A 24,133-nucleotide genomic window follows, 5' to 3' on the forward strand; every position below is an offset into this window, starting at 1 on the left:
CCACCGGCGACCCGGAGCAGCAGCCGATGCTGCCCCCGATGGCCCCGCCGATGATGCCGCCGATGGCGGGCCCGTCAGCGGGCGGCACGGGCGGGCGCGAGGGCGAGCGTCGCCGCTGGCCCGATGAGAACCCGGTGCGCAGTACCCAAATCGTCATCCAGCCACTCGACGGCGGCCGCCTGGCGACCTTCGATCCGGAAACAGGATCCTTGCGCGCCGCAGCAGGAGCCGCCGGCCCGGTGGGCGGCGTCCTGGGCTACTTCGGCGAGGTTCTGGCCGTGTTCTACCGCAAGGCGGGCCGTCTGACATTGCGCCTGGGCCCCAACGAGTTCGACCTCGATGCCCCGGCCGTCGACGTCGCCTGGGCGCAACTGGGTCCACAACAGGCCCGGTTCCTGGTGCGCGTCGAGGGGGAACTCATCGTCGACTTCCCCTATCCGATCAATGGCGGCGGTACCGACTTCGGCCTGCTGATCCGTGACATATTGGCCGACCCGCGACAATGTGTCGGTGTCTTCAACTGATCGTGAGGAGGAATCATGCGCTTGGACCATCCGACCGAAGATGAACTGTGGCAAAGCTTCGCCACGGCGCTCGCCGCGGTCCGCGGTGGCAGCGGAGTCTCCTCGGACAACGGTCTCGACCTCCGCACCGTCAACGCGCTGTGGGAGATCGTCGATGCCTACCCGAACATCCCCGAGGAGCTGATCGCCGCCGCGCATGCCGCCTTCGCGGGTCAACTGGATGGCTCCAACGCGGCGGCGCGGGAGGCCGAAATAGCTCGCGCGTTCGAACATGACGAGTGACCAAGATCGGGTAGTAGCGGCCGATCCAGAGGTTTACCTGCTGGTCACCGCGTGCTTGCTGCCTGCGTGCCACCAGGATTCGGGTCTGTACATGCGGGCCTGACACTAGTACTCATAGAATCGTTGGCACGCTGTGAGTACTGGCTGCGCTAGTGACGTGCGAGGCGCAGGGTTTCAGCAGCGCAGCCATGAGGAGGGCCAGTAGCGGATGAGGGATCCAGCGCAAGAGCGTGGTTCGGTGCCGAGGGCAGGCGGGAAGCCTGCCGTCGTCGCGTTCGGAACTTCGAGCTAGCAGGAGCGTGAACCATGGGTGATAAAGACAAGCCCGAAACCGACAACCCGTGGCCGGCGCTATCCGAGCAGGCCAACAATGGCACGCTGACCCTCGCCGAGGGCGCGGCCAACGAAGCGGCGGGTTACGCCGCGACCGCGGCCCATGTGGTGGAACTGGTCAAGAAGTCCGTCCCCGACCTGCAGAACCCCACCGGCTTCGGCAATCTGGAGTCGGGTTATGCATTGCAGGCGAAGTTCAATAAGGCTGCGGGCGACCTGGATCGAATCCTGGGACGCTACTTGGAAATTCTGAACGCGATGGGCGACACCTTCGTCGCCGCGGGCAAGCTCTATAAAGACACCGATCAGAGTTCCAAGGACAAGTTCGCGCAGATCAAGAAGGACAAGCAGCTCGTCAATCCCGGCTCGCCGCCGCGACCGACCGACGCGATGGTCCCCGACTTCACCACCGAAAAACCCACCCAGATGGGAAAGCTCGAGGAGCTCGACGGGAGTTATAAGGGCAAGGGGGAATACTCCGAGCTCGCCAAGTTCGCCGCCGGGAAGGACGGAAAGGACTCGAGCCCGATCGAGCCCGAGAACCCGGACAACAAGGACGACGCGTGGTTCAAAGCGTTCGGTGAAGCGATCAAGCCCGATGGGCTCGTCACCGACGCCGCGATCTACCAGTGGATGAGCGAGCAGCTGCGCGACGCGTTCGGCAATCTCAACAATCGGCTGACGCGCATGCAGACCGAAAAGGCGTGGGAGGGCAAAGGAATGGCCGGCGCCCTCGCCGCGGCGGACAAATACCGCACCCAGGCGAATTCGCTGGCGGACAATTTGGTCCTGATGAGCCAGAACCTGAATTTCACCGCCGGTTGGCTGAACGAGACACGCCAATACATGCCTGGCGGGTCGAACGTCGACCGCGAGGGAATGGGCCCCGACGACGAAGGCGACTGCGTCCCCCTCTGGCATCGGCCGGGGTTCTCGGGTTGGTATGTCAAAGGTTTGGGCTATACGAACTCGGCGATTCCGATCCTGCCCGATCCCGTCGTGAAGCCGGCTGAGCCGCCGCCGTCGCGCCCGGGCAACAGCACGCCCGGCACGCCGGGTGCTACCCCGGGATTGGGTCAGAAGCAGGGCACCCCTGGCTCGCCGGGCGTGCCGGGAAACCAGTCGCAGCTCAAGGATCAGCAGAAGCAACTCCAGGCCCAGGCCGAGCAGCAGCGCAAGGAGATCGAAGCGCAGCGCAAGGCGATGGAAGAGCAGATGCAGCGGGCGCGGCTGGAGCAGGAGCAGCGCGCGAAGGAGCAGCAGCGGCAAGAACAACAGCGCGCCGCGCAACAGGCCGCGCAGCAAGCGGCGCAGCAGGCGCAACAGATTGCCCAGCAGATCGGGCAGCAGGTCGCGCAGGCGGCGCAGCAGATGGGTTCTCAGCTGGCCAACGCGGCGCAACAGGCCGGCTTGGCCGGTCTGCCCGGCATCCCGAGCCTGAAGGACCTGGAAGAGCAAGCGAAGAAGGCCATGGGTGCCGCGGGCTCGAAAGGTGGTGGCGCGGGCAGCGGTGCGGGCCCCGGCGGCGCCCCGAAACCCGCCGAGCTGGGCCAGCTGGACAAGGCGTCCAAGCTGTTCCCGCGCGCCGAGGCGACGACCACCGGCGCCGCGACCGCGGCACGTGCGGGGCTCGCGTCGACCGGCGCCGGCATGGGTGCGATGGGCCCCGGCCCCGGACCCGGCGCGGCGGGACAGACGAAAGAGCACAAGCGCGCCGACTTCCTGGATTCCAACGAACATCTCGAGGAGGCCATCGGCGAGGCTCCGGTGGTGGTCAAACCCGTCGTGGAGAATTGATGTCGAGTTTGATGAGCCGCGTCTGGAAGTTCAGCGACCTGGAATTCGCCGTGCTCTGGGGCGGCGAGGAAAACGCGTATCTGCCTCGGCCGCTGAGTTTTACCAGTAGAACTCCGATGTGGAACGACTATATGGAGGAGCGGGCGCGGACCCGGGATGCCTTGCGCGGCACGGTGGATCCGAGATTCGACGAGGTGCTCGCCGCGATTCGGCAGCCGGATATCCGTATCGAAGCACGCGGCTGGGACGCCCGGGATTGGACCAACGCGAAGGCCAGTATCCGGCTGCTCGCGGCCCGCCGCGGTGAGCGCGGTTTCCTGATCACCCAGTTGCCGGGGGAGACGGTGGAGCACAGCTCCGGCTTCACCATCGCCGAATGCGAGGCAGTGCAGCTGGCCGACGTGGTGATCGACGCACTTCCCGAGGCCGAACCGGGTAAGCGCGCGGACATCGCACTCGCCACGCAAGATTACGGCGACGATATGGATTACGGGTACGGCCGTTCGGTGGTGCACGATTCGTTCGAGGGATCGGTCCGTGATCGCGCCGCCGATTTTCTCGCGACACCGGCGCCGTGCGTCGGACGCATCGACGTGATCCAAGTGCAATCGATATTCGGACCGCGTGGCACCACCCGGCATCGGCTGAAATGGCGGGATCTCGAGAACGACGGCCGTTACCTGATCGACGACGGCAATCCGCCGGTGGCGATGGCCAGCGATCGAAAACGCCTGATCGCAGCGGTCAATACCCGAATCGCCGAAGTGGTGCGCGCCATCAAAGACGAGCGAATAAGGGGTTGACATGCGTGAGACGCTGTTATCGATCCCAGCTACGGGGAGGGGACGGGAATGAGCACGCCTGAAGGCGATACGCCGCAGGAGTTTCCGACGGAATTCACGGTGACCTCACTCACCGGCTCTATCGCGGTGCGCACCACCGAACAGGGTCTGCCGCTGGGCATCAAGCTCGACCAAGACCAATTGCGACGCGCGCCGGAAGCCCTGGCAGCCGAGATCCTGCGACTGTGCAAGCAGTCGGCGAATCGGGCCGGGATGGCGCGCCGGGCGCAGCTGAAGGAAGCGGGATTCACTGCCGAGATGTTGTCGATGACCGGCCTGCCCACCGAGCAGGAAGTCGCCAGACAAGAGATCATCGAAGAGCAGGAGTACGAGACCGAGCCGCAGAGCTGGCTTCGATCAGTCTGACTGGGACGGGGATTCGGGAGGTAGTCATGGTCGAGACGATGGACGAGTTGCTCGCGCGGGTGCAGAAGCAGATGTACCGGTTGCGCGACCTCAACGACGCGACCGCCGGGATCCTGGCGACCGAGACGTCACCGGACGGGGCGGTCACCGCCTCGGTGGACGGCAACGGCGCGTTGGTCGGGCTGAGCCTCGGCGGGGCGATAGCCAAACTGTCGCCGGCCGACTTCGAGAAGGCACTGGTCGACACCGCGCAGGCGGCGGCATATCGAGCCTTCGCCGAGCGCGCCGAGCTGGTCACGGCGTACAACGAGGAAAGTGCGGTGACGTGACCGGATGATGCGCACACCGTGCCAGCCAAGTGTTGCTCCGATAGGTAAGGTTTGTCGAAACCCCATGTGGGGTTACGGGATTGGACATCAGTCATGAATCACATTGAAGTTGTTCCGGATGCGGTTCGGGCCTACGGCTCCGCCTCGGCCGCGATGGCCGCGGGGGTCGCCTCGGCGGGCGCGGTGGACCAGGCGGCGACCATCGCCACGGTCGTGCCGGTGTTCGGCCTGATCGGCCAGGAATTCCTCGCCTCGTTCGCGTTCGCGCAGGCGAACCACCTGAGCTCGGTGGCCGAACTGGCCGCGGTGCACGCGGGCACCGCGCTGACCGCGCATCAGGCCGCGAGCACCTACGAGGTCACCGATAGCGCGTCGGGCGCGGCCATCGGATCGGTCAGCTCGCAGTCATGACGACGCCCGGGGCCATCCCACCGCCGGGGGCGGAGCCACTGGATCCGACCGTGCTGGATCTGTTGCGCGGCAGTGCCCTTGCCCCGATGCTCGATCAGCCGGTGAACGACATCCTGCACAACATGGGGCTGCCGAACCTGCCGGAGATGCCGTCGTTCATCCAGATGCCGGAGATGCCGCCGCTGCCGCCGCTGGATCTCACCGCGCTGATGCGGCCGTTGACCGACCTGGCCGCGGCGTTCGGGAGCGGACAGCTGGGTGCGCCCGCACCGGCGGCGCCCGCTCCCGCGAACGCCGGCGCGCCGCAGAACGCGGCGGCGCCCGCGCCTGCGCCCGACCCGACCCAGCTGTTGTCCGGCATCTCGACCGTCATGCAAACCGTCATGCAGGTCGGCACGTCCGCGATCCAGACGGCGATGTCGGTCTGGCAGGGCATGGCCGCGATGGAGGCGGCGAAGAAGGCAGGCGAGGCCCAGACGGACGCGGGCAAGCTGGAAGCCCAGAGCACGGAAGAGAAGGTCGTGCTCACCGAAGCGGCGGGCAGCGTCTTCACCGGCGCCGGGCTGATGTCCGCGGTGGTGGCGAAGTTCTCCGCGATCCTCGCCGCGTCGCCCCTGTATGCCGCAACCCCTGCGGGACAGGTGTTTCTGGCCGCTTCCGCGGTCGAGGCGATGGCCGAGGCGATCGGCATCACCGTCAAGACCAAGGGCGAGCTGCTCGGCCACAGCGGCACCATGACCAAGGCCGGGACCAAGGTCCCGATCACCAACGCGCCCAAGGGCGTCGCGGGTGCCGGCGGTGCCGACCAGCTCAGTCAGCTGATGAGCATGGTCACCCCGCTGATCGGCACCGCGACCACGGCCGCGCAGTCGCTCGGTCAGCTCGCCCAGGCGAGCTCGGCGCTCAGCGCACCGAAGACGGTCGACTCGAAAACCCGTGAGGGCGCGGGACTTTCCGACGAGGAGAAGGCCAAGGCGGCAGCCATGGGCGCGCCAGGTGCGAGCGGGCGTGGCTTCGGTGGCCCAGGCCCGGGCGCGGTGGCCGCACCGCCGCCCGCTCCGTTGAACCCGTGGCAGGGCACCCGGGTCGCGAGCGGCTCGGTCGGCTCGATGAGCGGACTGAGCGGTCTCGGGTCGAGTTCCGTTGCGCCCGCGTCGATGTCGACCGGCGGCACTACCGGTGGCAGCGGCGGCATGATGCCGATGGCCGGTGCCGCGGGTGCGGCCGGGATGGCCAGGGACGGCGAGTCGACCAGCGATTCGCTGCGCGGCCAGATGGTGACCAGCCAGCACGGCGACGAAGTGGTCGGCCACATCGAAGGGGTCTCGTTGCCGGTGGTCGGCGCGGCCGACAGCACTTCGGAACCGCCGCCGGACAAAGAACTCACGCTCTGACCGATTAGGAGAATCTCATGGGTGCTGACGGGATAGGGGACGCATTCGCGAGCGTCCAGTTCGACCCTGCCGCGGCGGGGAAGGCCTCGAATGGCCTGGACGTCCTCGCCGATCGACTGGCCGCGGATCTGCAGGCCGCCGAGGAGGCGTTGACGATCCAGCCTGCTGGGGCCGATGAAGTCTCCGGCCGGGCCGCGCAGACCGGGAACGAGGTTGCCACCTCGTACCTGGCGAGCGCGCAGGCCAGCGTGCAGGAGATGCGAAAGCTGGCTGCCACGTTGCGCATGCACACCAAGGAGTTCAGCCAGATCGAGAGTGACAGCGTCGCGGACTTCGACGCCGCGGGCGGCAGGTCCGCCTGAGGCGAAGTCCATCGGAAAGGCCTGTCTTGGAAAGGCACAGCGCAGCAATGATCGAACCACCGAAGCCTGGGTTCACCGGCGTGGTGTGGGAGGCTCGGCCGCCGGAGCGGCTCGCGCAGGATCTCACCACCGGACCGGGCTCCTTGCCGATGGCTGAGGCAGCCGCCGAATGGGCGCGGCTCGCCACGGTTTTCGGTGCGGCGGTGCTCGAATACGAGCAGGTCCTTGCTGCGCTGCGCGGCGCATGGCAGTCCGGGCGTAGCGGCGAGGTCATGGAGAAGGTGTCCACCCTGCGCCAGTGGCTGGTGGACGCGGCCGCGACCGCCAGCTCGAACGCCGCGCGCCTGCAGGCACAGGTCACCGCGTACGAGGTGGCCAGACTGGCCATGCCGAACACCGCCGAGATCGAGAAGATCAAGCAGGTGCAGCAGGCGGTGGAAAACGTGGGCGCGATGCTCGGCGCACCGATTCGGGCGATCGCCGCGGACAACGAAGCGGAAGCAGACGTGGCGAAAGCCGTTGCGTCGCGGGTGATGCGCAGCTACGAAACGGCCGCCGAGCCGTTGGCGATGCCGTGGCAGCATCAGGAACCGCCGAAGATCGCGCCGGAACAGGCGTGGATCGCCGAGCAGTCCGCCGCCGCGGCAGCGGCGGCCGCGCCGAAATCGATGCCGGGTTTCGCGGGCGTACCGATCGGCTCGTTCGCGATGCCAGCCTTGCCGCCGCGGGAGCTGTCCGCCTACCGCGCGCCGGTGTACTCGCAATCCACCACGACCGCCGAGCCGGTGGCCCGCCGCAGCCAGGTCGGGACGACGAGCGCGACCGGCCAGTCCGCGCCGGTAGCCCCCGGTGCGATGGGTGCGGCAGGCGCATCCCAGGACTCGAACAGGTTCCCGCGGGCCAGCCTGGCCGGTGAGGCCGACCAGATCGGGCTCGAAGGCGAAATCCAAGCCGCCCCAGCGGTGCTCGGCGGTACCGAGCCTGTGGCCAAGGCGCCCACCGAGACTCGGACCGACTCCGGCGGTGCGCCGTGACCACGCTGACCAACGACGCGCTACTCGCCGTCGCCGACCGGATCGGCGTGCAGACCCTGCCGTTGGCCTTATCGGTGGGGCCGCAGCAGGATTCGTACGAGGAATGGCAGCGGGCGCAGGAACACGCGGTGGCCACGCTGACCGACGACGGCCTGATCGACGCACACGGTGAAGTCGACGCGGAGCTGGCGGTCACGCTGTTCACGCTGGCGCTGCCGGAGCAGGAACTGGTGGCGCGCATCTACACCGAGCACGGTTCGCGCCGAGTCTGTGTGGTGCGCCGCGGGCATACGCACGCGGTCGCCGTCCGCTCCGGCGACGACTTCGACGTGCGCCAGGTGTGGACCGACGGCTCGGCGACCGATCTGGTGCGACCGCTGCTCGCCGCCATGGATCCGTGTCCCGCCGCCGACATCCCCAATTTCAGCGTTCCCGCCACGGAGCTGGCCGAGCGGCTCGACTCGGCCGCGACGGCCAGTGAGCTCACCGACGCTCTCTATGCCCTGGGTGCCCCCGATCGCGACGCCACCAAGTTGGGGCTCGCCTTCGGCGCAACGCACGCCTACGCCGAAATCGTGGCGTGCACCCATGAGGACGGCGTGACCAGAAGGGCACCCGGCGCAGTCGCCGTGTACGACACCGCCCGCGGGCGGATCGTCGCCGCGCCAACGGTCTCCCCGGATCAGCAGGTCTGGTCCACGGTCACGCCAGGTACCGACCACCGGGTTGCGCAAGCAGTCGCCACGTTGATCGAGGGACTGCCCGGGGGGAGGTGGCTGCCTCAGTAGTACTCGGGTGGCAACTTCGGTTGTCTCGGATATCAACGAGACCGTTTGTCTAGGAACGGTCCTCACATACGACGAAAGGTCAAAGAAATGTCACTCACCTCACTCGGTGGCTCGGATAAGGCTGTTGGTGTCGAGGCCGGCGGGATCGACAGGGTCGTCGGCGATCTGGAAGCCGCCATCAACAACCTCCGCACCTCGGTCAAGGAGATCGACCAGGCCGCGCAGGATGTGCTGAAGGGCTGGAAGGGCGACGCGTCCTCCAAGTTCGTTCAGGTAGCGCAGGACTGGCACGACGAGGCCGAAGACCTGAACAAGCGCTTCGACCTGTTCACCCAGGCCGTCAACGATGGCAAGAGCCAGCTGCAGGCCATGGACCAGGCCTGATCGGTCTGCTCCACCCCTTTCACAATCCATCGCTCGAAGGAATTAACAGATGACCATTCTTTATGACCCCGTAGCCATGAACGCGCTGTACGACGACCTGCAGAACTACGGCGGCAAGATGAAGGGCGAGATCGACTCCTTCACCTCGGCCGCCAACGCCTTCCACGACAACCTGGCGGGTGCGGAGGCCAAGGCAGGTTTCGACGCGAAGAACAAGATGCTCCTCGAGGGGCTCGAGGACACGCTGACGAAGCTGGACGCCCTCGGCGCCCAGGTGGAGAACGCGCTGCAGCGTGCGCTCGAGGCCGATGGCAAGGTCGGCGACGGTTTCGCCGCTTTCTGACATGTCCGTCACCTGACGGCCGACCGGAACACCCAGTTCCGGTCGGCCGTTTCGGTTTTCGGCTCAGCGCGCGGCGAGCGATTCGCCGATGTAATGCATCTCGTCCGGCGTGGTCACCATGAACACCGTCGCGCTCGCCGTTGCGGTGCGCACGGTGATCCGATTCGGCGCGTACGGATCCTGGACCAACGTGACGTCCGCATCGATCGGTGCCGGCGGCTGGTCCGGGGTGCGCACATGCACGATGGTGGCGCCACCGGCGTGCGCGGTCGGCGCGATGCCGTCGAAGACGACGACCGTGGTGCTCGGGTAGGGCGCGGCGGGCAAAGGCGGCGCGGCGGGCGCGTGATAGCTGGCGCCCGCGGACCGTGGCGCGATCGAGATCACCTGCGGTGCATCGAGATTGGTCACCATGGTGTGCCAAGCGTCGGGCCGCGCGGTGTGCACGATGGCGTGCGCGCCGAGCGCGGTCGCCCGCAGGATCACCTGCTGGGCCAGATCCAGGTTGCCGATCACCTCCAGGTGCCGGGTGCCCTCGCCGACCAGCGGCACCGCGATGCCCTGGCCGAGTTCGTCGGCGCCGATCAGCTGTCCGCAGCCGGCCGTCGGCACCGCGATGTCGGTGAGCGCGGCGATGGTGCCGCGGTACCCGGCGTCCGAGCCCCAGCGGCCCGCCGCCCCGATCGGCAAGGTGTCCAACAGGACTCGCAGCTGGTTGCCCGGCAGCTCACGCAGGCCGGGCAGCGGCGGCTCCTCCGGCTCGAAGGTGGTGTCGAACCGGACCACGGCATTGAGCACCACGGTGCCCACATGGTCGGCGCGCGTGTCGTGCCGGTGCGCGCCGGGCCGCAGCCGCAGCGTCACCGTGGTGGACAGGCTCTGCACCGTCCAGATATCGGCCAGGCCGCGCGGGCCGACCATGTCCGCGCCGATTTGATAGTGGGTGAGGTAGCGGCCCTGGTACTCCAGTGAGCCGGGCGATTCGGTGAGCTGATCGAGCTCGAAACCGTGCGTGAGTTCGCGGACGGCGCTGTTCATTTCGGCGGCGGTGAGCACCGAGGTGGCGATGTCGTGGGCGGCCAGCCGGTTCGCCACCCGGCGGGTCGCGATCATCGCGGTGCGCAGAGCGCCGGTGCTGCCGCCTCCGCGCTTCTCCACCGCCTCGGCGTTGGCCAGCGGGTCCAGCCGCAGCACCAGCCAGAGGGTGCGGTGCGCAATGGCGGGCAGCGGGCCGAGAATGCGGTCGTACAGGTGCGAGATGATGCCGGTGCCCGCCGTGCGCGCGCCCGTGCTCACGATGTCGACCCCGGCCAGCGTCAGATCGAATTGATCGAGGCAGCGGGCGATCTCGGTGAGCGGCAGCAGCTGGTCGGTGCTGAGCGAACCGCGGCGAAGCAGCGTCAGCGCGTCCGGCGGCGGGTCGATGCGCAGCATGGTGAGCAGCAGCTCGCCGTCCCAGCGCACCCCGTAACCGCCGCCCTCGCTGAACGGCACATCGAAGGCGGGCGCCTGGGCCAGCTGGTCGGCGGGGCGCAGCCCGCTGCGCCGCCTGGCCAGCGCGCCGCCGATGCGCGCCGCCGGGGTGCGGCCCCGCATCGGGATCAGCAGCAGCACCGCGAGCGCGGCGCCGGCGCCGATCGCGCCCCACAGCGACGCCGTGGTGGCGAGGATGATCCAGGCCAGCGTCGCGGCCAGCACCACCACCGGAACGAGCACCCGCAGCGGATAGATACGGAAGAGCCAGAACTCGGGGTCACGCAGGGTGTCATAGGCCGAGGGCCGGACGGCATCCGGCGTGGAGGTACCGGTGCCTTCCGCTTCGGTCGCCCCGGCGGGCCTGGTCTCGTTCACACTTGTCGTCACCGCGTAAGTCCCTGTCTGCCACCTGTTCGGCCACCGCCGATAAGCCATGAATTCATCGGTTCAGGGCCGTCCTGGAATTACGGTACCGTGTCGATGAAGATGGTTCTCGACAGTTCGATGGAGACCTTGTGCCGGCACAGCTGACTACCCGAGCCCAGGTCAACGGGTACCGATTCCTGTTGCGCCGCCTGGATCACGCGCTGGTACGGCGCGATGTGCGGATGCTGCACGACCCGATGCGGTCCCAGGTGCGCTCGCTGTGGGTCGGCGCGGTGCTGGGCATACTCATTATCGCCGGTGCGGCCATTCTGAGCTTCCTGCGGCCACAGGGCGCCATCGGTGACGCGCTGATCGTGTCGGGTAAGCAGAGCGGCGCGCTGTACGTGGTGGTGGAGTCCGACAACGGCAACAAGACGCTGCACCCCGTCCTGAACCTCGCCTCCGCCCGGCTGATCACCGGCAGCAATGCCGAGCCGCACGGCGTGAAGGACAGCAAGCTCAACAGCATGCCGCGCGGCCCGATGGTCGGCATCCCCGGCGCGCCGAGCGCCCTGCCCGGGTCCTCGCAGGGCTCCCGCTCGGAATGGTCGCTGTGCGAGACGATCCCGCTGTCGCAGGGCGGCAGCGCGGCCTCGGCCACCGGCGGCACCACCACCGTCATCGCGGGCCGCCCCGCCCTCGGCGATCGGATCCGCACGGTCACCAAGGACGAGGCGCTGCTGGTGAAGCGCAGCGACAAGACCTACCTGGTCTACGACGGCAGGCGGGCCGAGGTCGACCCCGCCAACTCGGTGCTGATCCGCGCGCTGAACCTGACAATGCACCGCCCGCGCCCGATCGGCACCGGAATGCTCGGCGCCACAACGGAAGTCCCCGCGCTCGCGGCGCCGCAGATCCCGCAGGCAGGCCAGCCCGGGCCGGGCCCGTTGTCGAAAATCCCGGTGGGCGGCGTCATTTCGGTGCGCGACGTCGGCGACGGCAAGCCGCAGCTGTACGCGGTGCTCGCCGACGGGCTGCAGCCGGTGAGCCCGTTCACCGCGCAGGTGATCCGGTTCGCCGACTCGCACGGGATGAGCGAGATCCCGACCATGCCGCCGGACGTGCTCGATCGGGTGCCGGTGGTACATGTGTTGCCGGTCAACGACTTTCCGGTCGAGACCCCGAAGATCCTGAACGCCGAAGACGCTCCCGTGGCCTGTGTGGCGTGGTCCAAGACGCCCGGCACCGCCCCGGCGAACCGCAAGGCCGACGCCGGTGACGGCCCGGCCGAACGCGCCTCGATCACCCTGCTGGCCGGCGTGCGCGTGCCGATCGCGGAAAAGGCGAAGACTGTCGCGCTGGCCACCTCCGACGGAACCGGCGACCGGGTGGACGCGGTGTACGTCCCGCCGGGCAGTGGCGAGTTCGTTCAGGTGACCGGCATGGGCCCCGGCAGCCCGCGGCGCGGCAGCCTGTTCTACGTCGCCGACAACGGTGTCCGCTACGGCGTTCCGGATATGGAGACCGCAGGCGTGCTCGGCCTGGGGGACACCCCGCGCCTCGCGCCCTGGGCGATCATCGGCCAGATGGTGCCCGGCGCGAACCTGTCCGCGAAAGAGGCGCTCACGGCACGCGATCAGCTGCCGCTGGAGCCGCCGCAATAGTCTGCGGGGCAGCAGGGCCAGCGCTCAGCTCATCGGGCGCCCGTACGGCGCTCGGCGCCTTGCCCGCGGTTCAGCCGGTGAAGCCGACGTTCAGCGAGGCGAGAATGCCGGTGAGCGCGGTGTGCATATCGGGCGCCTCGATGCGCATCAGCATCGACTCGTCGATATTCGCCAGGTCCAGCGTCTCATCGTTGGCCAGGCGGAACTCGCGCTCTTCCTCGGCGGCCTCGATGACGTTGCGGATGAACCGGCCGTTACCCGCGAGGTCGACGCCGCGGCGCGGCTGACCGCTCTGGTCGGTGCTCTGCATCGAGTAGAGCTGGGTGCAGGCCTTGACGAGCAGCTCGTGCGCCTCGTCGGACAGCTCTGAGTCCCGCTTGTGCGCGATCACCTTACCGATCTCGCCGAGCTCGTCGGGAGTGTAGGACGGGAACTGCACCCGCTTGGAGAATCGTGATGCCAGACCGTCGTTGGCGGCGAGCAGGCGATCGATCTCGCCGTCGTATCCGGCGATGATCACCACCAGCCGGTCGCGGTCGTTCTCCATCCGGGCGAGCAGGGTATCGACGGCCTCACGGCCGAACGAGTCGCCGCCTTGCAGGCCGGTCTGGATCAGGGTGTAGGCCTCGTCGATGAACAGCACGCCGTCCATCGCGCTGTCGATCAGCGCCTCGGACTTCACCGCGGTGCCGCCGAGGTGCTGGGCGACGAAGTCGACGCGCTTGGCCTCGACCACCTTGTCGGTCTTCAAGATGCCGACGCCGCAATAGATCTTGGCGACCACGCGGGCGATGGTGGTCTTACCGGTGCCGGGCGGGCCGGTGAAGGCCAGGTGCTGACCGCGCGCCCCGGCGGCCAGGCCCTTCTCCGCCCGGATCTTCGCCATCTGCGCGCTCGACTGCAGCTTGGCCACCTGGGTTTTCACCGAGGTCAAACCGATCTGGGAGTCCAGTTCGGCGCGGGCCTCGGCCAGGATCTTCTTGGCCCGGTCCTCGGTCTCGGCCTGCTCTAGCTGCTTCATCGACGGCGCGGAGGCCGGATCCCACTTGTCGGTGCGGGCGTCGATCGTTTCCCGGGAGGTGACGCTGATCCGGTAGGTGCGGTCGCGCATCGCGGTGGTGTTCGCCTCGAAATCCGGCGCCTGCGAGTACACCTTCTCGAACAGGCCCTGCGCTACTTCTTCGTTGCCGGATTCGCGCAGGCACAGGCCGCGGCAGAACATGGCGGTGGACCGGGCCGCCGGGATCGGGCCCGCCTCGGCCTGTTCCATCCGGCGGATCGCCTCGCCGAACAAGCCGAGCTGTGCGCACGCGGTGCCGACCATGACGTTCGCACCGGCCGCGAGATACGGGTCGTCCCACTCGGCCGACCCGGCCAGCACCGTCATCACATCGGGCCAGCGCTGGGTGTTGTAGTGCAGCACGCCGCGCACGTAGGCGCAGATGCGGTTGTCGATCTCGCGATCCGGGTCGCTCAGCTGGGACCTGCGGTGCGCGTCGAGGTCGTTGAGCACCCGCTCGGCCTCGTCGTACTCCTTGTCCGTGATGAGTTGCGCGGCCCAGGCGAGCCAGATCTCGGTGTAGCTGGCCAGCGGGTAGTCGATGTAGAGGCCGGGCAGGAACCGGCCCGCGAGCTCACGCGGCCGCAGTCCGAGCCTGCGCTGCTCCCGGTACAGCGTGCTGGTGCTGGTCTTGTGCATGTTGAACAAGACGTCCTTGGTGAGCTCACCGGCGGCCGCGCGGCCGAGCCACGCGTCGCACATGGTGGGGTCCCACTCGGTGGCGCGCTGGAAGGCCAGCTTCGCGTACTCGAGGTCGCGCGCGGATTCCTGCCCTTCGATGGACAGTCCGAGCGACAGAATTCCGGCGTCGAAGGCGCGTTGTGCTTGGCGATTGCCGGTCATGGCTGTCGGACCCCGAAGTCTTCGTTCGTAGTAGCGGATAAGTTCTTTATGCCCCCCAGACTACCGATCGCGCAGTGCCTGGTCTGTCCGTTACATTAGGTTCAGCTGCCGGGAGGTTGCAACGCAAGTGTTGTCTACATGAGAGTCTGACTGTGTCTGAGTCGTTCGCTCAGAAGACGTTCCATGCAGTGCAATTGGGGCGTGAACAATCGCCAGTGGAGAGGCCGGGGGTCCGGGGTCGTTGATCGAGTCACCAACCAGTGGCACACGTGCCGCTGAGCCGGAGCTGAGTCGAGTGTCCGTCATCGGCGGCAATACTCAGCTCGATGTCGGGCTGCCCGCAACCGTGCCGATCGCCAGCTTCATCGGCGACCTGGTGGCGTTGATCGAGTCGCGCAATCCCGAACAGGTCGACGCCGAAGACGACTCGGTGCCGCTGCAGGCCCAGCACTGGACCCTGGCGCGCATCGGTCAAGAGGCCTTCGCGCCGAGCCGCACGCTCAACGACGCCGACGTGCACGACGGCGAACTGCTCGTGCTCCGCTCGGTCACCGCGAAGGAAGCGCCTGCGCTCTTCGACGACGTGATCGACGCGGTCTCCCGGCTCACCACCGAGGAATTCCGCAGCTGGACCGGTAACTCCGCGCGCTGGATGGGCCTGGTCACCTCGGTGCTGACGGTGCTCACCGCGCTGACGCTGCTGGTGATTTCGCGCGGGCACGGTGATCCGCTCGCCCCCGCATTCGTATTGTCGGCCGCCGGTATCGGCGCCTTCGTCGCCGCCGGCTTCGCCGCCCGCAAGTATCTGGACCCGACGACCGCCACCTGGCTGTCACTGGACGGTCTGCTGCTCTTGTTCGGCGGTGCCGCGCTTTTCGTGCCCGGCGCGCTCGGCAGCGCGCATCTGCTGCTCGCCTGTTCGGTGACGCTGGTGGCCGCCGTGCTCGGCTATCGGCTCATCGGTAGCGGCGCCACCCTGTTCTCGGCTGCCGCCGCGGCCAGCGTGATCGGCGGTATCTCCGCCGCGGTGTATCTCATCTGGCATCCGGGCCTGCCGAAGTTGTCCGCCGCCCTGGTGGTCGTCGGCGTCGCGATGCTGTCGATGGTGCCGCGTTTGGCCGCGGGCCTGGCCCGGCTGCCGATCCCGCCGGTGCCCACCGCGGGTGCGGCGATCGACCCGGCCGATCACGAACAGCGCCCGACCATCGAGGGCATCGGCGCGATCGGCGCCACCGCACTGCCCTCGGCGGCCGGCCTCGGCGAGCGGGCACGCGCGGCCAACCAGTACCAATCCGGCTTGATCATCGCGTGCACGTTGAGCGCGGTGATCGGCGCGTTCGGCGCGGCCGACCCGCTGGGCGCCGCCCGCTGGCAGGGCCTCACGCTGGCCGTCGTCACCGGAATCATCCTGTGCCTGCGCGGCCGATCGTTCGCCGACCTCACCCAGGCCGCGACGCTGATCGCAGGCGGCATCGTCATCTTCGTGGCGCTGATCCTCGGTACGGCCATGGGCGACACGGAGTTCGAGATGTTCGGCGTCGGCCTGCTGGTCGCCTTCGCGGCGGGCACCGTCGGCTTCGGCGTGATCGGACCGCACATCGAGGTCACCCCGGTGACCAGGCGGATGATCGAAATCTTCGAATACCTGCTGATCATCGCGCTCATCCCGTTGGTGCTCTGGATCATGAACGTCTACTCGATGGCCAGGAACATATGAGCGCAGGCAGCCATGAGACCTCGTGAGCGCAGCGAGCGATGAGACCTAGCGCCTTCCGTCGCAGCCTGTTGCGGATGGCCTGCGTCGCCGCGGTGATCGGCCTGGTGGGTGCGCCAGCGCCGCCCGCCTCCGCGATCTCGCGGCCCGTCATCGATCCGGGTGCGCTCGCCATCGCCCAGGCGCTGAGCGGTCGTCCCGCGCCGTTGGAGCCGACCGAGCAGCGCGACCTGTGCGCCGAGCCCGCGCTCACCGGCCCCCCGCCGAACGAGCCGCCGATCGCGCAGCGGGTGCTCGAGTTGCCCTCGGCCTGGCAGTTCAGCAGGGGCGCCGGGCAGAAGGTCGCGGTGATCGATACCGGAGTGAACCGGCATCCGCGACTGCCGTTCCTGCAGACCGGCGGCGACTATGTCTCCGACACCGACGGCAGCGTCGACTGCGACGGGCACGGCACGCTGGTGGCCGGCATCATCGCGGCCCAGCCGAGTCCGGGCGACGCGTTCGCCGGGGTGGCGCCCGAGGCCGAGATCCTCACCATCCGGCAGTTGAGCCTCGCCTACGAGAAGAAGGACCGCGCGGGTGACCGGGCGCCCGGCGCCATCCGCGCCGACGGCTACGGCAGCGTGCTCACCCTGGCGGCGGCCGTGGTGCGCGCGGTCGACCTCGGCGCCACCGTCATCAACATCTCCGAAGTGGCCTGCAGCCCAGCCGGTTCCGATACCGCCGACTCTTCGCTCGGTGCCGCGGTGAAATACGCCTACGACCGCAATGTGGTCGTGGTGGCCGCCGCGGGCAACGTCGAGTCGGATGGTCCGTGCAAGAACCAGAACGAGGGCACCGGATGGGGCGCGGTCACCACCGTCGCCAGCCCGGCCTGGTTCTCGCCGTATGTGCTCGCGGTGGGCTCGGTGGACGCCGACGGTAAGCCGTCGGACCTGTCGCTGCACGGACCGTGGATCGGGGTCAGCGCGATCGGCCGCAATATCGTGTCGCTGGACAGCAAACCGGGCGGTGTCGGCCTGGTCAACGGCGTGCAGACCACCGAGGGCATCCGTCCGGTGGACGGCACCAGTTTCGCGGCGCCGTACGTCGCCGGGCTGGCTGCCCTGGTGCGCTCGCGATTCCCGCATCTCGATGCCCAGCAGGTGATCGACCGCATCGTGCGCACCGCACAGGCGCCGGGCACCGGCCACGACGACGCGATCGGCGCGGGCCTGATCGACCCGCTCGCCGCGCTGACCGCGCAGCTGCCCGATCGTCCGGTGAGCGCGGGAGCCGATGTCGGGCGGGTGATCGCCGCGCCGGTCATCCCGCCCGGTCCCGACCCTCGGCCGCGCCGGATCGCGGTGATCGGCTCACTGACCTGCCTGACCGCCCTGGCCATCGGTATCGCGGTGGCGATTCCGTTCCGCCGCAGACGCAGGGAGATCGACGCCGAATACGACCCCTAGCGGCAGGCTCCGCGCCGACCGCAGACAGCTCGACCGATCGAAGGACTCATGGCTACCGAAGGTTTCGTACGAAGGCCCCGGATAGCGCCGCCCCGGGCACCCGGTGGTGAGGTGGCGTTGACCGCGCCGCCGGAGATTCCGCGCGCGCTGCCTGCCCCGCTGATGATGAAGCTGATGCCGGTCGTCATGGTGGTCGCGGTGATCGGCATGATCGCGATGATGGCGATGATGGGCCGCAATCTGCTGGCCAATCCGCTGTCGATGATGTTCCCGATGATGATGCTGATGTCGATGGTCGGCATGATGGCGGGCTTCCGCGGTGGCACGGGTAAACGCGCAGTCGAGCTCAACGAGGAGCGCAAGGACTACTTCCGCTACCTCGATCAGATCCGTAAAGACGTGCGGCGCACCGGCAGCAAGCAGCTGGAGACGCTGGCCTGGAGCCATCCGGACCCGGCCGACCTGCCCTCGCTGATCGGCACCCGGCGGATGTGGGAGCGCAGGCCCAACGATCCGGACTTCGGCCACGTCCGCGTCGGTATCGGCAGCCACCGGCTGGCCACGAAGCTGGCCAGGCCGGAGACCGGTCCGCTGGAAGACCTGGAGCCCGTCTCCACCGTCGCGCTGCGCCGGTTCGTGCGTACCCATTCGGTGGTGCACAGCTTGCCGACCGCAGTGTCGCTGCGCGCCTTCCCCGCGATCAACATCGGCGGCCCGGCCGAGGACGCGCGCATGCTGACGCGTTCGATGTTGATGGAGCTGGTCACCTTCCACGGGCCCGACCATCTCGCGGTCGCCATCGTCTGCGCGGACCCGGACGGGGCCTGGGGCTGGGCGAAATGGCTTCCGCACCTGCAGCATCCGACCCTGCGCGACGGCATGGGCTCGGCCAGGATGATGTACACCTCGCTGGGTGAGCTGGAGACCGCGCTGGCGGCCGAGCTGATGGAGCGCGGGCGGTTCATGCGTAACCCGCAACCCACCCAGGGTCGGCTGCACCTGGTGGTGATCATCGATGACGGGTACGTCAACGGCAACGAACGACTGATCAGCGAATCCGGCCTGGACTCGGTGACCGTGCTCGACCTCACCGCACCGGAGGGTGGCCTCGCGGCGCGCCGCGGGCTCCAGCTGGTCGCCGCGGACGGCGACGTGTCCGCCCGCAGCGCGGCGGGCGTGGAGAAGTTCGCCACCGCCGACGTGGTGACTTCGGCGGAGGCCGAGGCGTTTTCGCGGGCGCTGTCGCGTTACCGGCTGGCCACGGCGGCTCAGATCGTCAGTCTCGGCGAGGGTTCGACGGCCGACCCGGGGCTGATGGCGTTGCTGAAGATCCCGGACGCGGCGCAGATCGATCCCGCCAGGGTATGGCGGCCACGCACCGCGCGCGAACGGCTGCGCGTGCCGATCGGCATCACCCCCGACGGCACACCGGTGGAGATCGACATCAAGGAGTCGGCCGAGAACGGCATGGGTCCGCACGGCCTGTGCATCGGCGCGACCGGCTCGGGCAAGTCGGAATTCCTGCGCACGCTGGTGCTTTCGCTGGTCACCACGCACTCGCCGGACGCGCTGAACCTGGTGCTGGTCGACTTCAAGGGTGGCGCGACGTTCCTCGGGCTGGATTCACTGCCGCACGTCGCCGCGGTGATCACCAACCTGGAAGAGGAACTGTCCCTGGTAGACCGCATGAAAGACGCGCTCGCCGGCGAGATGAACCGGCGCCAGGAACTGCTGCGGTCGGCGGGTAACTACGCCAACGTCACCGACTACGAGAAGGCGCGGGCCGCGGGCGTGCCGCTCGATCCGCTACCCGCGCTGTTCGTCGTGGTCGACGAGTTCTCCGAACTGCTTTCGCAGAAGCCGGATTTCGCCGAGTTGTTCGTGATGATCGGCCGGCTCGGCCGCTCGCTGCACGTGCACCTGCTGCTCGCTTCGCAGCGGCTGGAGGAGAACAAGCTGCGCGGCCTCGAGTCGCACCTGTCCTACCGAATCGGTCTGCGCACCTTCTCCGCCAACGAGTCGCGCGCGGTCCTCGGCATCACCGACGCCTACCACCTGCCGAGCGTGCCGGGCGCCGGATACCTGAAGAGCGACGCCTCGGATCCGTTGCGGTTCAACGCGAGTTACGTGTCCGGTCCCTATGTGGCGCCGGTGGGCACGGTAACCGGTGAGGACGGCAGTCCGGTCGGTGGCCAGCGGCCCGCGGTGTTCACCGCCGCCCCGGTGGAGACGCCGGAACCGGTGGAAGATGATTCCGCGCTGAATCTGCCGCCGTCGCCGTCGAACCCGATGCTCGAACTGCCCCCGCCGCCGTCGGCGCTCAACGCGCCCGGTCCGGACGAGGGCATCCCGGACTCGCTGCTCGACGTGGTCGTCAAACGCCTGACCGGGCACGGCCGCCCGGCGCACGAGGTGTGGCTGCCGCCGCTGGAAGAGTCCCCGACGGTCGACATGCTGCTGCCCGACCCGGACTGGCGCTCGCCGGTCAACCGGCACGGTCAGCTGTGGATGCCGATCGGCGTGATCGACAAGCCGTACGAGCAGCGCCGTGACGTGCTGACCATCAGTCTGGCCGGCGCCCAAGGCAATGTGGCGGTCGTCGGTGGTCCGCAGTCGGGCAAGTCGACCACCCTGCGCACCATCATCATGGCCGCCGCGGCTACGCACACCCCGCAGCACGTGCAGTTCTACTGCCTGGACTTCGGTGGCGGCAGTATGGCGGGCCTGGTCGGCTTGCCGCACGTCGGCTCGGTGGCCGGTCGGCTCGACAGCGACCGGGTGCGGCGCACCATCGCCGAGCTCACCTCGCTGATGCGTCAGCGCGAGGAACGCTTCGCCGAACTCGGCATCGAGTCGATGGCCGAGTTCCGGCGGCGCAAGTTCGCCGCGGCGGCGCACGTGCCCGACGGTGCGGCGTCGGCGGGTAATCCGTTGGGCGACGACCGCTTCGGTGACGTGTTCCTGGTGATCGACGGCTGGGCGGTGATCCGCGAAGAGTTCGACGTGCTGGAGCCGCAGATCACCGCCATTGCGGCACAGGGCTTGTCGTACGGCATCCACCTCATCATCGGCGCCTCCCGGTGGGCCGAGATCCGGCCGGTGGTGAAGGACCAGATCGGCACCAGGCTCGAGCTGCGCCTCGGTGACCCGACCGACTCGGAGATGGGGCGGCGCACCGCCTTCCAGGTTCCGGTGGGTCGGCCGGGCCGCGGTCTCACCCCGGAACAGCTGCACATGCTGGTCGCCTTGCCGCGGTTGGACTCCAACTCCGATCCGGAGTCGCTGGCCGACGGCGTCACCCTGGCGCGTCAGGAACTCGCGGAGCTGCACGCGGGCAGGCGGGCACCGGAGGTGCGCATGCTGCCGCTGCAGTTCAACCGCGACGACCTGCTGGCCATCGCCAGGGAACAGGGCATCGAGCTCAGCCCGACCAGGGTGGTCGTCGGTCTCGGCGAATCCGAATTGCAGCCGCTCGTCCTGGATTTCGGCACGGATCCGCACTTCATGGCGTTCGCCGACGTCGAATCCGGCAAGACCACGCTGCTGCGCAACATCGTGACGGGCGTGGTGGAGAATTCGACGCCGGATCAGGCGAAGATCATCATGATCGACTACCGCCGCACCATGCTCGGCGTGGTCGAGGGCGAACATCTCGCCGGGTACTCCACCTCGTCGCAGACCTGCGGGCCGATGATCGCCGAGGTCGCGGAGTTCCTGTCCAAGCGCATCCCCGGTTCCGACATCACCCCGCAGCAGCTGCGCGAGCGCAGTTGGTGGGAAGGGCCGGAGATCTACATCGTGGTCGACGACTACGACATGGTGGCCACCGGCGGCATCAACCCGTTCGCCGCGTTGATCGAATACCTGCCGCAGGCCCGCGATATCGGCATGCACTTCGTCGTCACCCGCCGTATGGGTGGCGTGTCGCGTGCGCTCTACGACCCGATCATCGGTGGCCTGAAGAACCTGTCGGTGGACACGCTGGTCATGAGCGGCTCCCGGGACGAGGGCAAGATCATCGGTGAGATCCGGCCGAGCAAGCTGCCCCCGGGTCGCGGCACGCTGGCCTCGCGCAGCAAGGGCCAGGAGATGGTGCAGATCGCGTATATGCCGCCTACCCAGTAGGAGTCGGGCCGCCGCCGAGTCGGGGTAGCCGTGGGCGAGCTGCCGACCCGATGGTGGCTCGGTGGGCGATCACGCGGTACGGGTCAGTTGTTCGGTTGGCCCGCAGCGAAATTAGCGGTCGAGCTGGGTGGGACGATGCCGAGGTTCGGGGTGGTCCCGGTGACGCGGGCGGCGGGGACCGTGACCGCGGCGTCGAAATCCCAGCTGTCGGCGCGACGTTCGAACAGGGCGCGGGACGGGCCGGTCGCGATCGGGCCTGCGATGCGCGCGAACTGGAAGCCCGCTCTGCGGTAGTAGTCGTGCAGTTCGGTGTTGGTGGTCCAGGCGTCGAGGCGGACCCAGTCGCGTTCCTGTTGGCGCGCAAGCCATCCCGCGTGGGCGAGCAGTCGTTGGCCGATGCGTTGTCCGGCGAAGCGGAGGTCGACGATCATGTAGTGGACGACGACCGCGTCGGATAATTCCCACGGCGACCACAGCCCCGGGTCGGCATGGCGGTTGACGGTGATCGTGCCCGCGGGTTCGCCCGCGACCTCCGCGATCCAGGTCTCGCCTGCGTCCATCGACCGGCCGACCGAGCGCGCGAAGATCTCGATGGGCAGGCCACGACCCGCGACCGTCCACTGATCGGAGCCGCGCGTGGTGAGCCACGCGGTGCGTTGCAGGCGCAGGCGGCAGATCACGCCTAGGTCGCCAATTGTCGCCTGGCGGAGCATGATACTCATGCCGTCGCGATGCCCGGTCCGTACGGCACGCCGAGGGTGCGCCCGATCACGGCCAGACCTTCGGCATCGCCGAGCTGGTAGGCCAGCCGGTTACTCGCGGCGATGGAACGGTGCCGGGTGGCCCTGGTGACCCGCTCGTGGTTGGCGCCGATCCGCAGATGATCCAGCAGGATCGTGCCCGCCGCCACGCCGAGCACGGTGGCCTCCTCCGCGGTGGCGGGGCGGGCTGTCAGCGTGTCGCGATGGGCGGTCTCGGCGTGCCCGCTGACGGCCAGCCGGCGGGTGGTGCCCTCCGGAATGTCGTGCGGTGAGTCGATTCCGGTGGCCTCGGCCAGGTCGCGGGGGTAGAAGCTGACCTCCCAGGACCACGGTTCGTTGTCCAGATACTGGACGACCGTCCTGGCCAGCACCCACGAGTCTTCGGGCACGCCGAGCCACAGCGCGACCGAAGGACCCGCAGGCTCCATCTTCGCGCTGAACTCCTTGGACGGCGTCCGGTGCGCGGCGCGCGCGATCTCCTCGAAGATATCGTGCGGTGACTTCGGCCGGTCGTGCCGGATATGGTCGGTGACAACTGATTCCAGAACTTCCTGGTTTCGCACTATGGTGCCGCGGGAAGTAGCTGTGTAGACGAGATTTTCGGTGACAAGCACCTGAATCGCATTGCGAGCGGTGGTAAGCGAGACCTGCATGTGCTCGGCCAGCTCCGTGTGGCTGGGCAACCGATCACCCGGTTTCCACTTGCCTGCGCGGATCTCCTCGCGGAGGAGGTCTGCGATCCGGTGGTACGTCGGACCGTCCGCCATCTTGCTCCTCGGTTGGTCGTGCAGGTAACGAAGTGTACTCTTCGTGACTTCCTACGGCCCGGTAACGCTTGACAGGTGCCTTCAGAGGTTTATTGTAATGAACGTCCTGATCCGGTGTTGTGCGGCGATGACGGCGAGGCAACGTGGCAGGTTCGGATACAACAGTCGTAATGGCTCTTCCCGGCACCCTGCGGTGTGCCGATTCGGTGGTGCAGTCACATGCTCCTGGACTGCTTCCCACCTCGGATCTACTTGTTCGGGCGTGTCGTGGACACCGTGTGGTCGGCGGTCCGTTGCTCTGGTTCGCCCGCGATCTCGCGGTGCTGCACGAGCGGCGACTGGTCGGTCGTGGTGGTTCGGTGGACACCGACCCGACGGTGGTCCTCGAAATCGAGCGCCGCAGAGTCGAATTGGTCATGGCCATCGATGACTGGGTTGCGCGCAGTGTGCCCCAGCACCGGCTCGGTGCGACCCTGCACACCGAAACCGTCGGCGCGGTCATCGACCGCCTCGCCGAGTCCTCGGTGCGCGCGCACCACGCGCTGATGACCCTCGACGCACACGACGAAAGACTGCACGGCGCTTGGCATCACCTTGCCGAACTCGCCGATGCCTACGACGATCTCGTCCGCGACATCCTCGCGGGCAGACGTCGTCTCCCGGAGTGGTAACTCCGCGCCTATCGCCAGACCACTAGCCCGCGAACAGTTTTCGCGC

At 68.3% G+C, this 24,133-nt stretch carries 22 protein-coding genes; 18 read left to right on the forward strand and 4 right to left on the reverse strand.

Going from position 1 to position 24,133, the window contains the following annotated elements:
- The first annotated feature begins 38 nt into the window (after nt 1-38).
- From DBO33_RS06330 to DBO33_RS06390, 13 genes are all read left to right on the forward strand, one after another.
- On the forward strand, nt 39-524 hold the full coding sequence (locus DBO33_RS06330; RefSeq protein WP_159080132.1) for a hypothetical protein: 486 nt from the start codon (nt 39-41) through the stop codon (nt 522-524).
- 15 nt (nt 525-539) lie between these two features.
- On the forward strand, nt 540-806 hold the full coding sequence (locus tag DBO33_RS06335) for a hypothetical protein (protein WP_107654183.1): 267 nt from the start codon (nt 540-542) through the stop codon (nt 804-806).
- 438 nt (nt 807-1,244) lie between these two features.
- A complete protein-coding gene (locus tag DBO33_RS44400) occupies nt 1,245-2,936 on the forward strand; it encodes a hypothetical protein (RefSeq protein WP_267897876.1) in 1,692 nt (563 codons plus the stop codon).
- A complete protein-coding gene (locus DBO33_RS06345; RefSeq protein WP_234390712.1) occupies nt 2,936-3,739 on the forward strand; it encodes an ESX secretion-associated protein EspG in 804 nt (267 codons plus the stop codon). Before DBO33_RS44400 ends, DBO33_RS06345 begins: the two co-directional genes overlap by 1 nt.
- Before the next feature lie 48 nt (nt 3,740-3,787).
- A complete protein-coding gene (locus tag DBO33_RS06350) occupies nt 3,788-4,144 on the forward strand; it encodes a hypothetical protein (RefSeq protein ID WP_107654185.1) in 357 nt (118 codons plus the stop codon).
- A 26-nt stretch (nt 4,145-4,170) separates the two neighbouring features.
- Nucleotides 4,171-4,473, forward strand: a complete 303-nt coding sequence (locus DBO33_RS06355; RefSeq protein WP_107654186.1) for a YbaB/EbfC family nucleoid-associated protein — start codon at nt 4,171-4,173, stop codon at nt 4,471-4,473.
- Between the two features lie 93 nt (nt 4,474-4,566).
- Nucleotides 4,567-4,884, forward strand: a complete 318-nt coding sequence (locus DBO33_RS06360; RefSeq protein ID WP_107654187.1) for a type VII secretion target — start codon at nt 4,567-4,569, stop codon at nt 4,882-4,884.
- Nucleotides 4,881-6,278 (forward strand): hypothetical protein, encoded by a 1,398-nt coding sequence (locus DBO33_RS06365; RefSeq protein WP_107654188.1) that lies wholly within the window; start codon nt 4,881-4,883, stop codon nt 6,276-6,278. The genes DBO33_RS06360 and DBO33_RS06365 overlap by 4 nt, the downstream gene beginning before the upstream one ends.
- Before the next feature lie 17 nt (nt 6,279-6,295).
- The gene (locus DBO33_RS06370) at nt 6,296-6,640 is read left to right on the forward strand and encodes a PE domain-containing protein (protein WP_107654189.1); all 345 of its coding nucleotides are present in this window, start codon (nt 6,296-6,298) and stop codon (nt 6,638-6,640) included.
- Nucleotides 6,641-6,687: 47 nt separating this feature from the next.
- Entirely contained in the window at nt 6,688-7,674 is a 987-nt protein-coding gene (locus DBO33_RS06375; RefSeq protein WP_107654190.1) for a PPE domain-containing protein, read from the forward strand.
- Nucleotides 7,671-8,462, forward strand: coding sequence for an ESX secretion-associated protein EspG (locus DBO33_RS06380; RefSeq protein ID WP_107654191.1), 792 nt, complete (start codon nt 7,671-7,673; stop codon nt 8,460-8,462). The genes DBO33_RS06375 and DBO33_RS06380 overlap by 4 nt, the downstream gene beginning before the upstream one ends.
- An 87-nt stretch (nt 8,463-8,549) precedes the next feature.
- The gene (locus DBO33_RS06385; RefSeq protein WP_107654192.1) at nt 8,550-8,846 is read left to right on the forward strand and encodes a WXG100 family type VII secretion target; all 297 of its coding nucleotides are present in this window, start codon (nt 8,550-8,552) and stop codon (nt 8,844-8,846) included.
- A 49-nt stretch (nt 8,847-8,895) separates the two neighbouring features.
- Nucleotides 8,896-9,189 carry a type VII secretion protein EsxR gene (locus DBO33_RS06390; protein ID WP_107654193.1) on the forward strand — a complete coding sequence of 98 codons (294 nt, stop codon included), beginning with the start codon at nt 8,896-8,898 and terminating at the stop codon, nt 9,187-9,189.
- 63 nt (nt 9,190-9,252) lie between these two features.
- On the opposite strand, the gene eccE is transcribed toward DBO33_RS06390, so the two are convergent.
- Entirely contained in the window at nt 9,253-11,052 is a 1,800-nt protein-coding gene (eccE, locus tag DBO33_RS06395; protein ID WP_234390713.1) for a type VII secretion protein EccE, read from the reverse strand.
- 128 nt (nt 11,053-11,180) lie between these two features.
- Here eccE and eccB point away from each other — a divergent pair, with 128 nt between their 5' ends.
- Nucleotides 11,181-12,695: a type VII secretion protein EccB gene (gene eccB / locus DBO33_RS06400; RefSeq protein WP_107654195.1), complete on the forward strand. Its 1,515-nt coding sequence runs from the start codon at nt 11,181-11,183 to the stop codon at nt 12,693-12,695.
- Nucleotides 12,696-12,765: 70 nt separating this feature from the next.
- On the opposite strand, the gene eccA is transcribed toward eccB, so the two are convergent.
- Nucleotides 12,766-14,598, reverse strand: a complete 1,833-nt coding sequence (eccA, locus tag DBO33_RS06405; RefSeq protein ID WP_107654196.1) for a type VII secretion AAA-ATPase EccA — start codon at nt 14,596-14,598, stop codon at nt 12,766-12,768.
- 295 nt (nt 14,599-14,893) lie between these two features.
- Between eccA and eccD the strand changes: the two genes are divergently transcribed.
- From eccD to eccCa, 3 genes are read left to right on the forward strand one after another with little or no spacing between them, the layout of a single operon-like run.
- Nucleotides 14,894-16,315, forward strand: a complete 1,422-nt coding sequence (gene eccD, locus DBO33_RS06410; protein ID WP_234390714.1) for a type VII secretion integral membrane protein EccD — start codon at nt 14,894-14,896, stop codon at nt 16,313-16,315.
- A gap of 38 nt (nt 16,316-16,353) precedes the next feature.
- Nucleotides 16,354-17,763, forward strand: coding sequence for a type VII secretion-associated serine protease mycosin (gene mycP, locus DBO33_RS06415; RefSeq protein ID WP_325050696.1), 1,410 nt, complete (start codon nt 16,354-16,356; stop codon nt 17,761-17,763).
- A 48-nt stretch (nt 17,764-17,811) separates the two neighbouring features.
- Nucleotides 17,812-21,888, forward strand: a complete 4,077-nt coding sequence (gene eccCa / locus DBO33_RS06420) for a type VII secretion protein EccCa (protein WP_107654199.1) — start codon at nt 17,812-17,814, stop codon at nt 21,886-21,888.
- Nucleotides 21,889-21,971: 83 nt separating this feature from the next.
- On the opposite strand, the gene DBO33_RS06425 is transcribed toward eccCa, so the two are convergent.
- Both DBO33_RS06425 and DBO33_RS06430 read right to left on the reverse strand, forming a co-directional pair.
- Entirely contained in the window at nt 21,972-22,610 is a 639-nt protein-coding gene (locus DBO33_RS06425; RefSeq protein WP_107654200.1) for a GNAT family N-acetyltransferase, read from the reverse strand.
- Nucleotides 22,607-23,416: a GntR family transcriptional regulator gene (locus DBO33_RS06430; RefSeq protein WP_107654201.1), complete on the reverse strand. Its 810-nt coding sequence runs from the start codon at nt 23,414-23,416 to the stop codon at nt 22,607-22,609. The genes DBO33_RS06425 and DBO33_RS06430 overlap by 4 nt, the downstream gene beginning before the upstream one ends.
- A gap of 278 nt (nt 23,417-23,694) precedes the next feature.
- On the opposite strand from DBO33_RS06430, the gene DBO33_RS06435 reads away from it, so the two are divergent.
- Entirely contained in the window at nt 23,695-24,087 is a 393-nt protein-coding gene (locus DBO33_RS06435; protein WP_107654202.1) for a DUF4254 domain-containing protein, read from the forward strand.
- The last annotated feature ends 46 nt before the right edge of the window (nt 24,088-24,133 follow it).

It is taken from the genome of Nocardia suismassiliense, from assembly GCF_900269665.1.
GTDB lineage: Bacteria > Actinomycetota > Actinomycetes > Mycobacteriales > Mycobacteriaceae > Nocardia > Nocardia suismassiliense.

Coding starts and splice junctions, on each gene's coding strand:
- DBO33_RS06330 (WP_159080132.1), top strand. CDS start 39: ATGGCCCCGCCGATGATGCCGCCGATGGCGGGCCCGTCAGCGGGCGGC.
- DBO33_RS06335 (WP_107654183.1), top strand. CDS start 540: ATGCGCTTGGACCATCCGACCGAAGATGAACTGTGGCAAAGCTTCGCC.
- DBO33_RS06345 (WP_234390712.1), top strand. CDS start 2,936: ATGTCGAGTTTGATGAGCCGCGTCTGGAAGTTCAGCGACCTGGAATTC.
- DBO33_RS06350 (WP_107654185.1), top strand. CDS start 3,788: ATGAGCACGCCTGAAGGCGATACGCCGCAGGAGTTTCCGACGGAATTC.
- DBO33_RS06355 (WP_107654186.1), top strand. CDS start 4,171: ATGGTCGAGACGATGGACGAGTTGCTCGCGCGGGTGCAGAAGCAGATG.
- DBO33_RS06360 (WP_107654187.1), top strand. CDS start 4,567: ATGAATCACATTGAAGTTGTTCCGGATGCGGTTCGGGCCTACGGCTCC.
- DBO33_RS06365 (WP_107654188.1), top strand. CDS start 4,881: ATGACGACGCCCGGGGCCATCCCACCGCCGGGGGCGGAGCCACTGGAT.
- DBO33_RS06370 (WP_107654189.1), top strand. CDS start 6,296: ATGGGTGCTGACGGGATAGGGGACGCATTCGCGAGCGTCCAGTTCGAC.
- DBO33_RS06375 (WP_107654190.1), top strand. CDS start 6,688: ATGATCGAACCACCGAAGCCTGGGTTCACCGGCGTGGTGTGGGAGGCT.
- DBO33_RS06385 (WP_107654192.1), top strand. CDS start 8,550: ATGTCACTCACCTCACTCGGTGGCTCGGATAAGGCTGTTGGTGTCGAG.
- DBO33_RS06390 (WP_107654193.1), top strand. CDS start 8,896: ATGACCATTCTTTATGACCCCGTAGCCATGAACGCGCTGTACGACGAC.
- eccA (WP_107654196.1), bottom strand. CDS start 14,598: ATGACCGGCAATCGCCAAGCACAACGCGCCTTCGACGCCGGAATTCTG.
- mycP (WP_325050696.1), top strand. CDS start 16,354: ATGAGACCTAGCGCCTTCCGTCGCAGCCTGTTGCGGATGGCCTGCGTC.
- eccCa (WP_107654199.1), top strand. CDS start 17,812: ATGGCTACCGAAGGTTTCGTACGAAGGCCCCGGATAGCGCCGCCCCGG.
- DBO33_RS06425 (WP_107654200.1), bottom strand. CDS start 22,610: ATGAGTATCATGCTCCGCCAGGCGACAATTGGCGACCTAGGCGTGATC.
- DBO33_RS06430 (WP_107654201.1), bottom strand. CDS start 23,416: ATGGCGGACGGTCCGACGTACCACCGGATCGCAGACCTCCTCCGCGAG.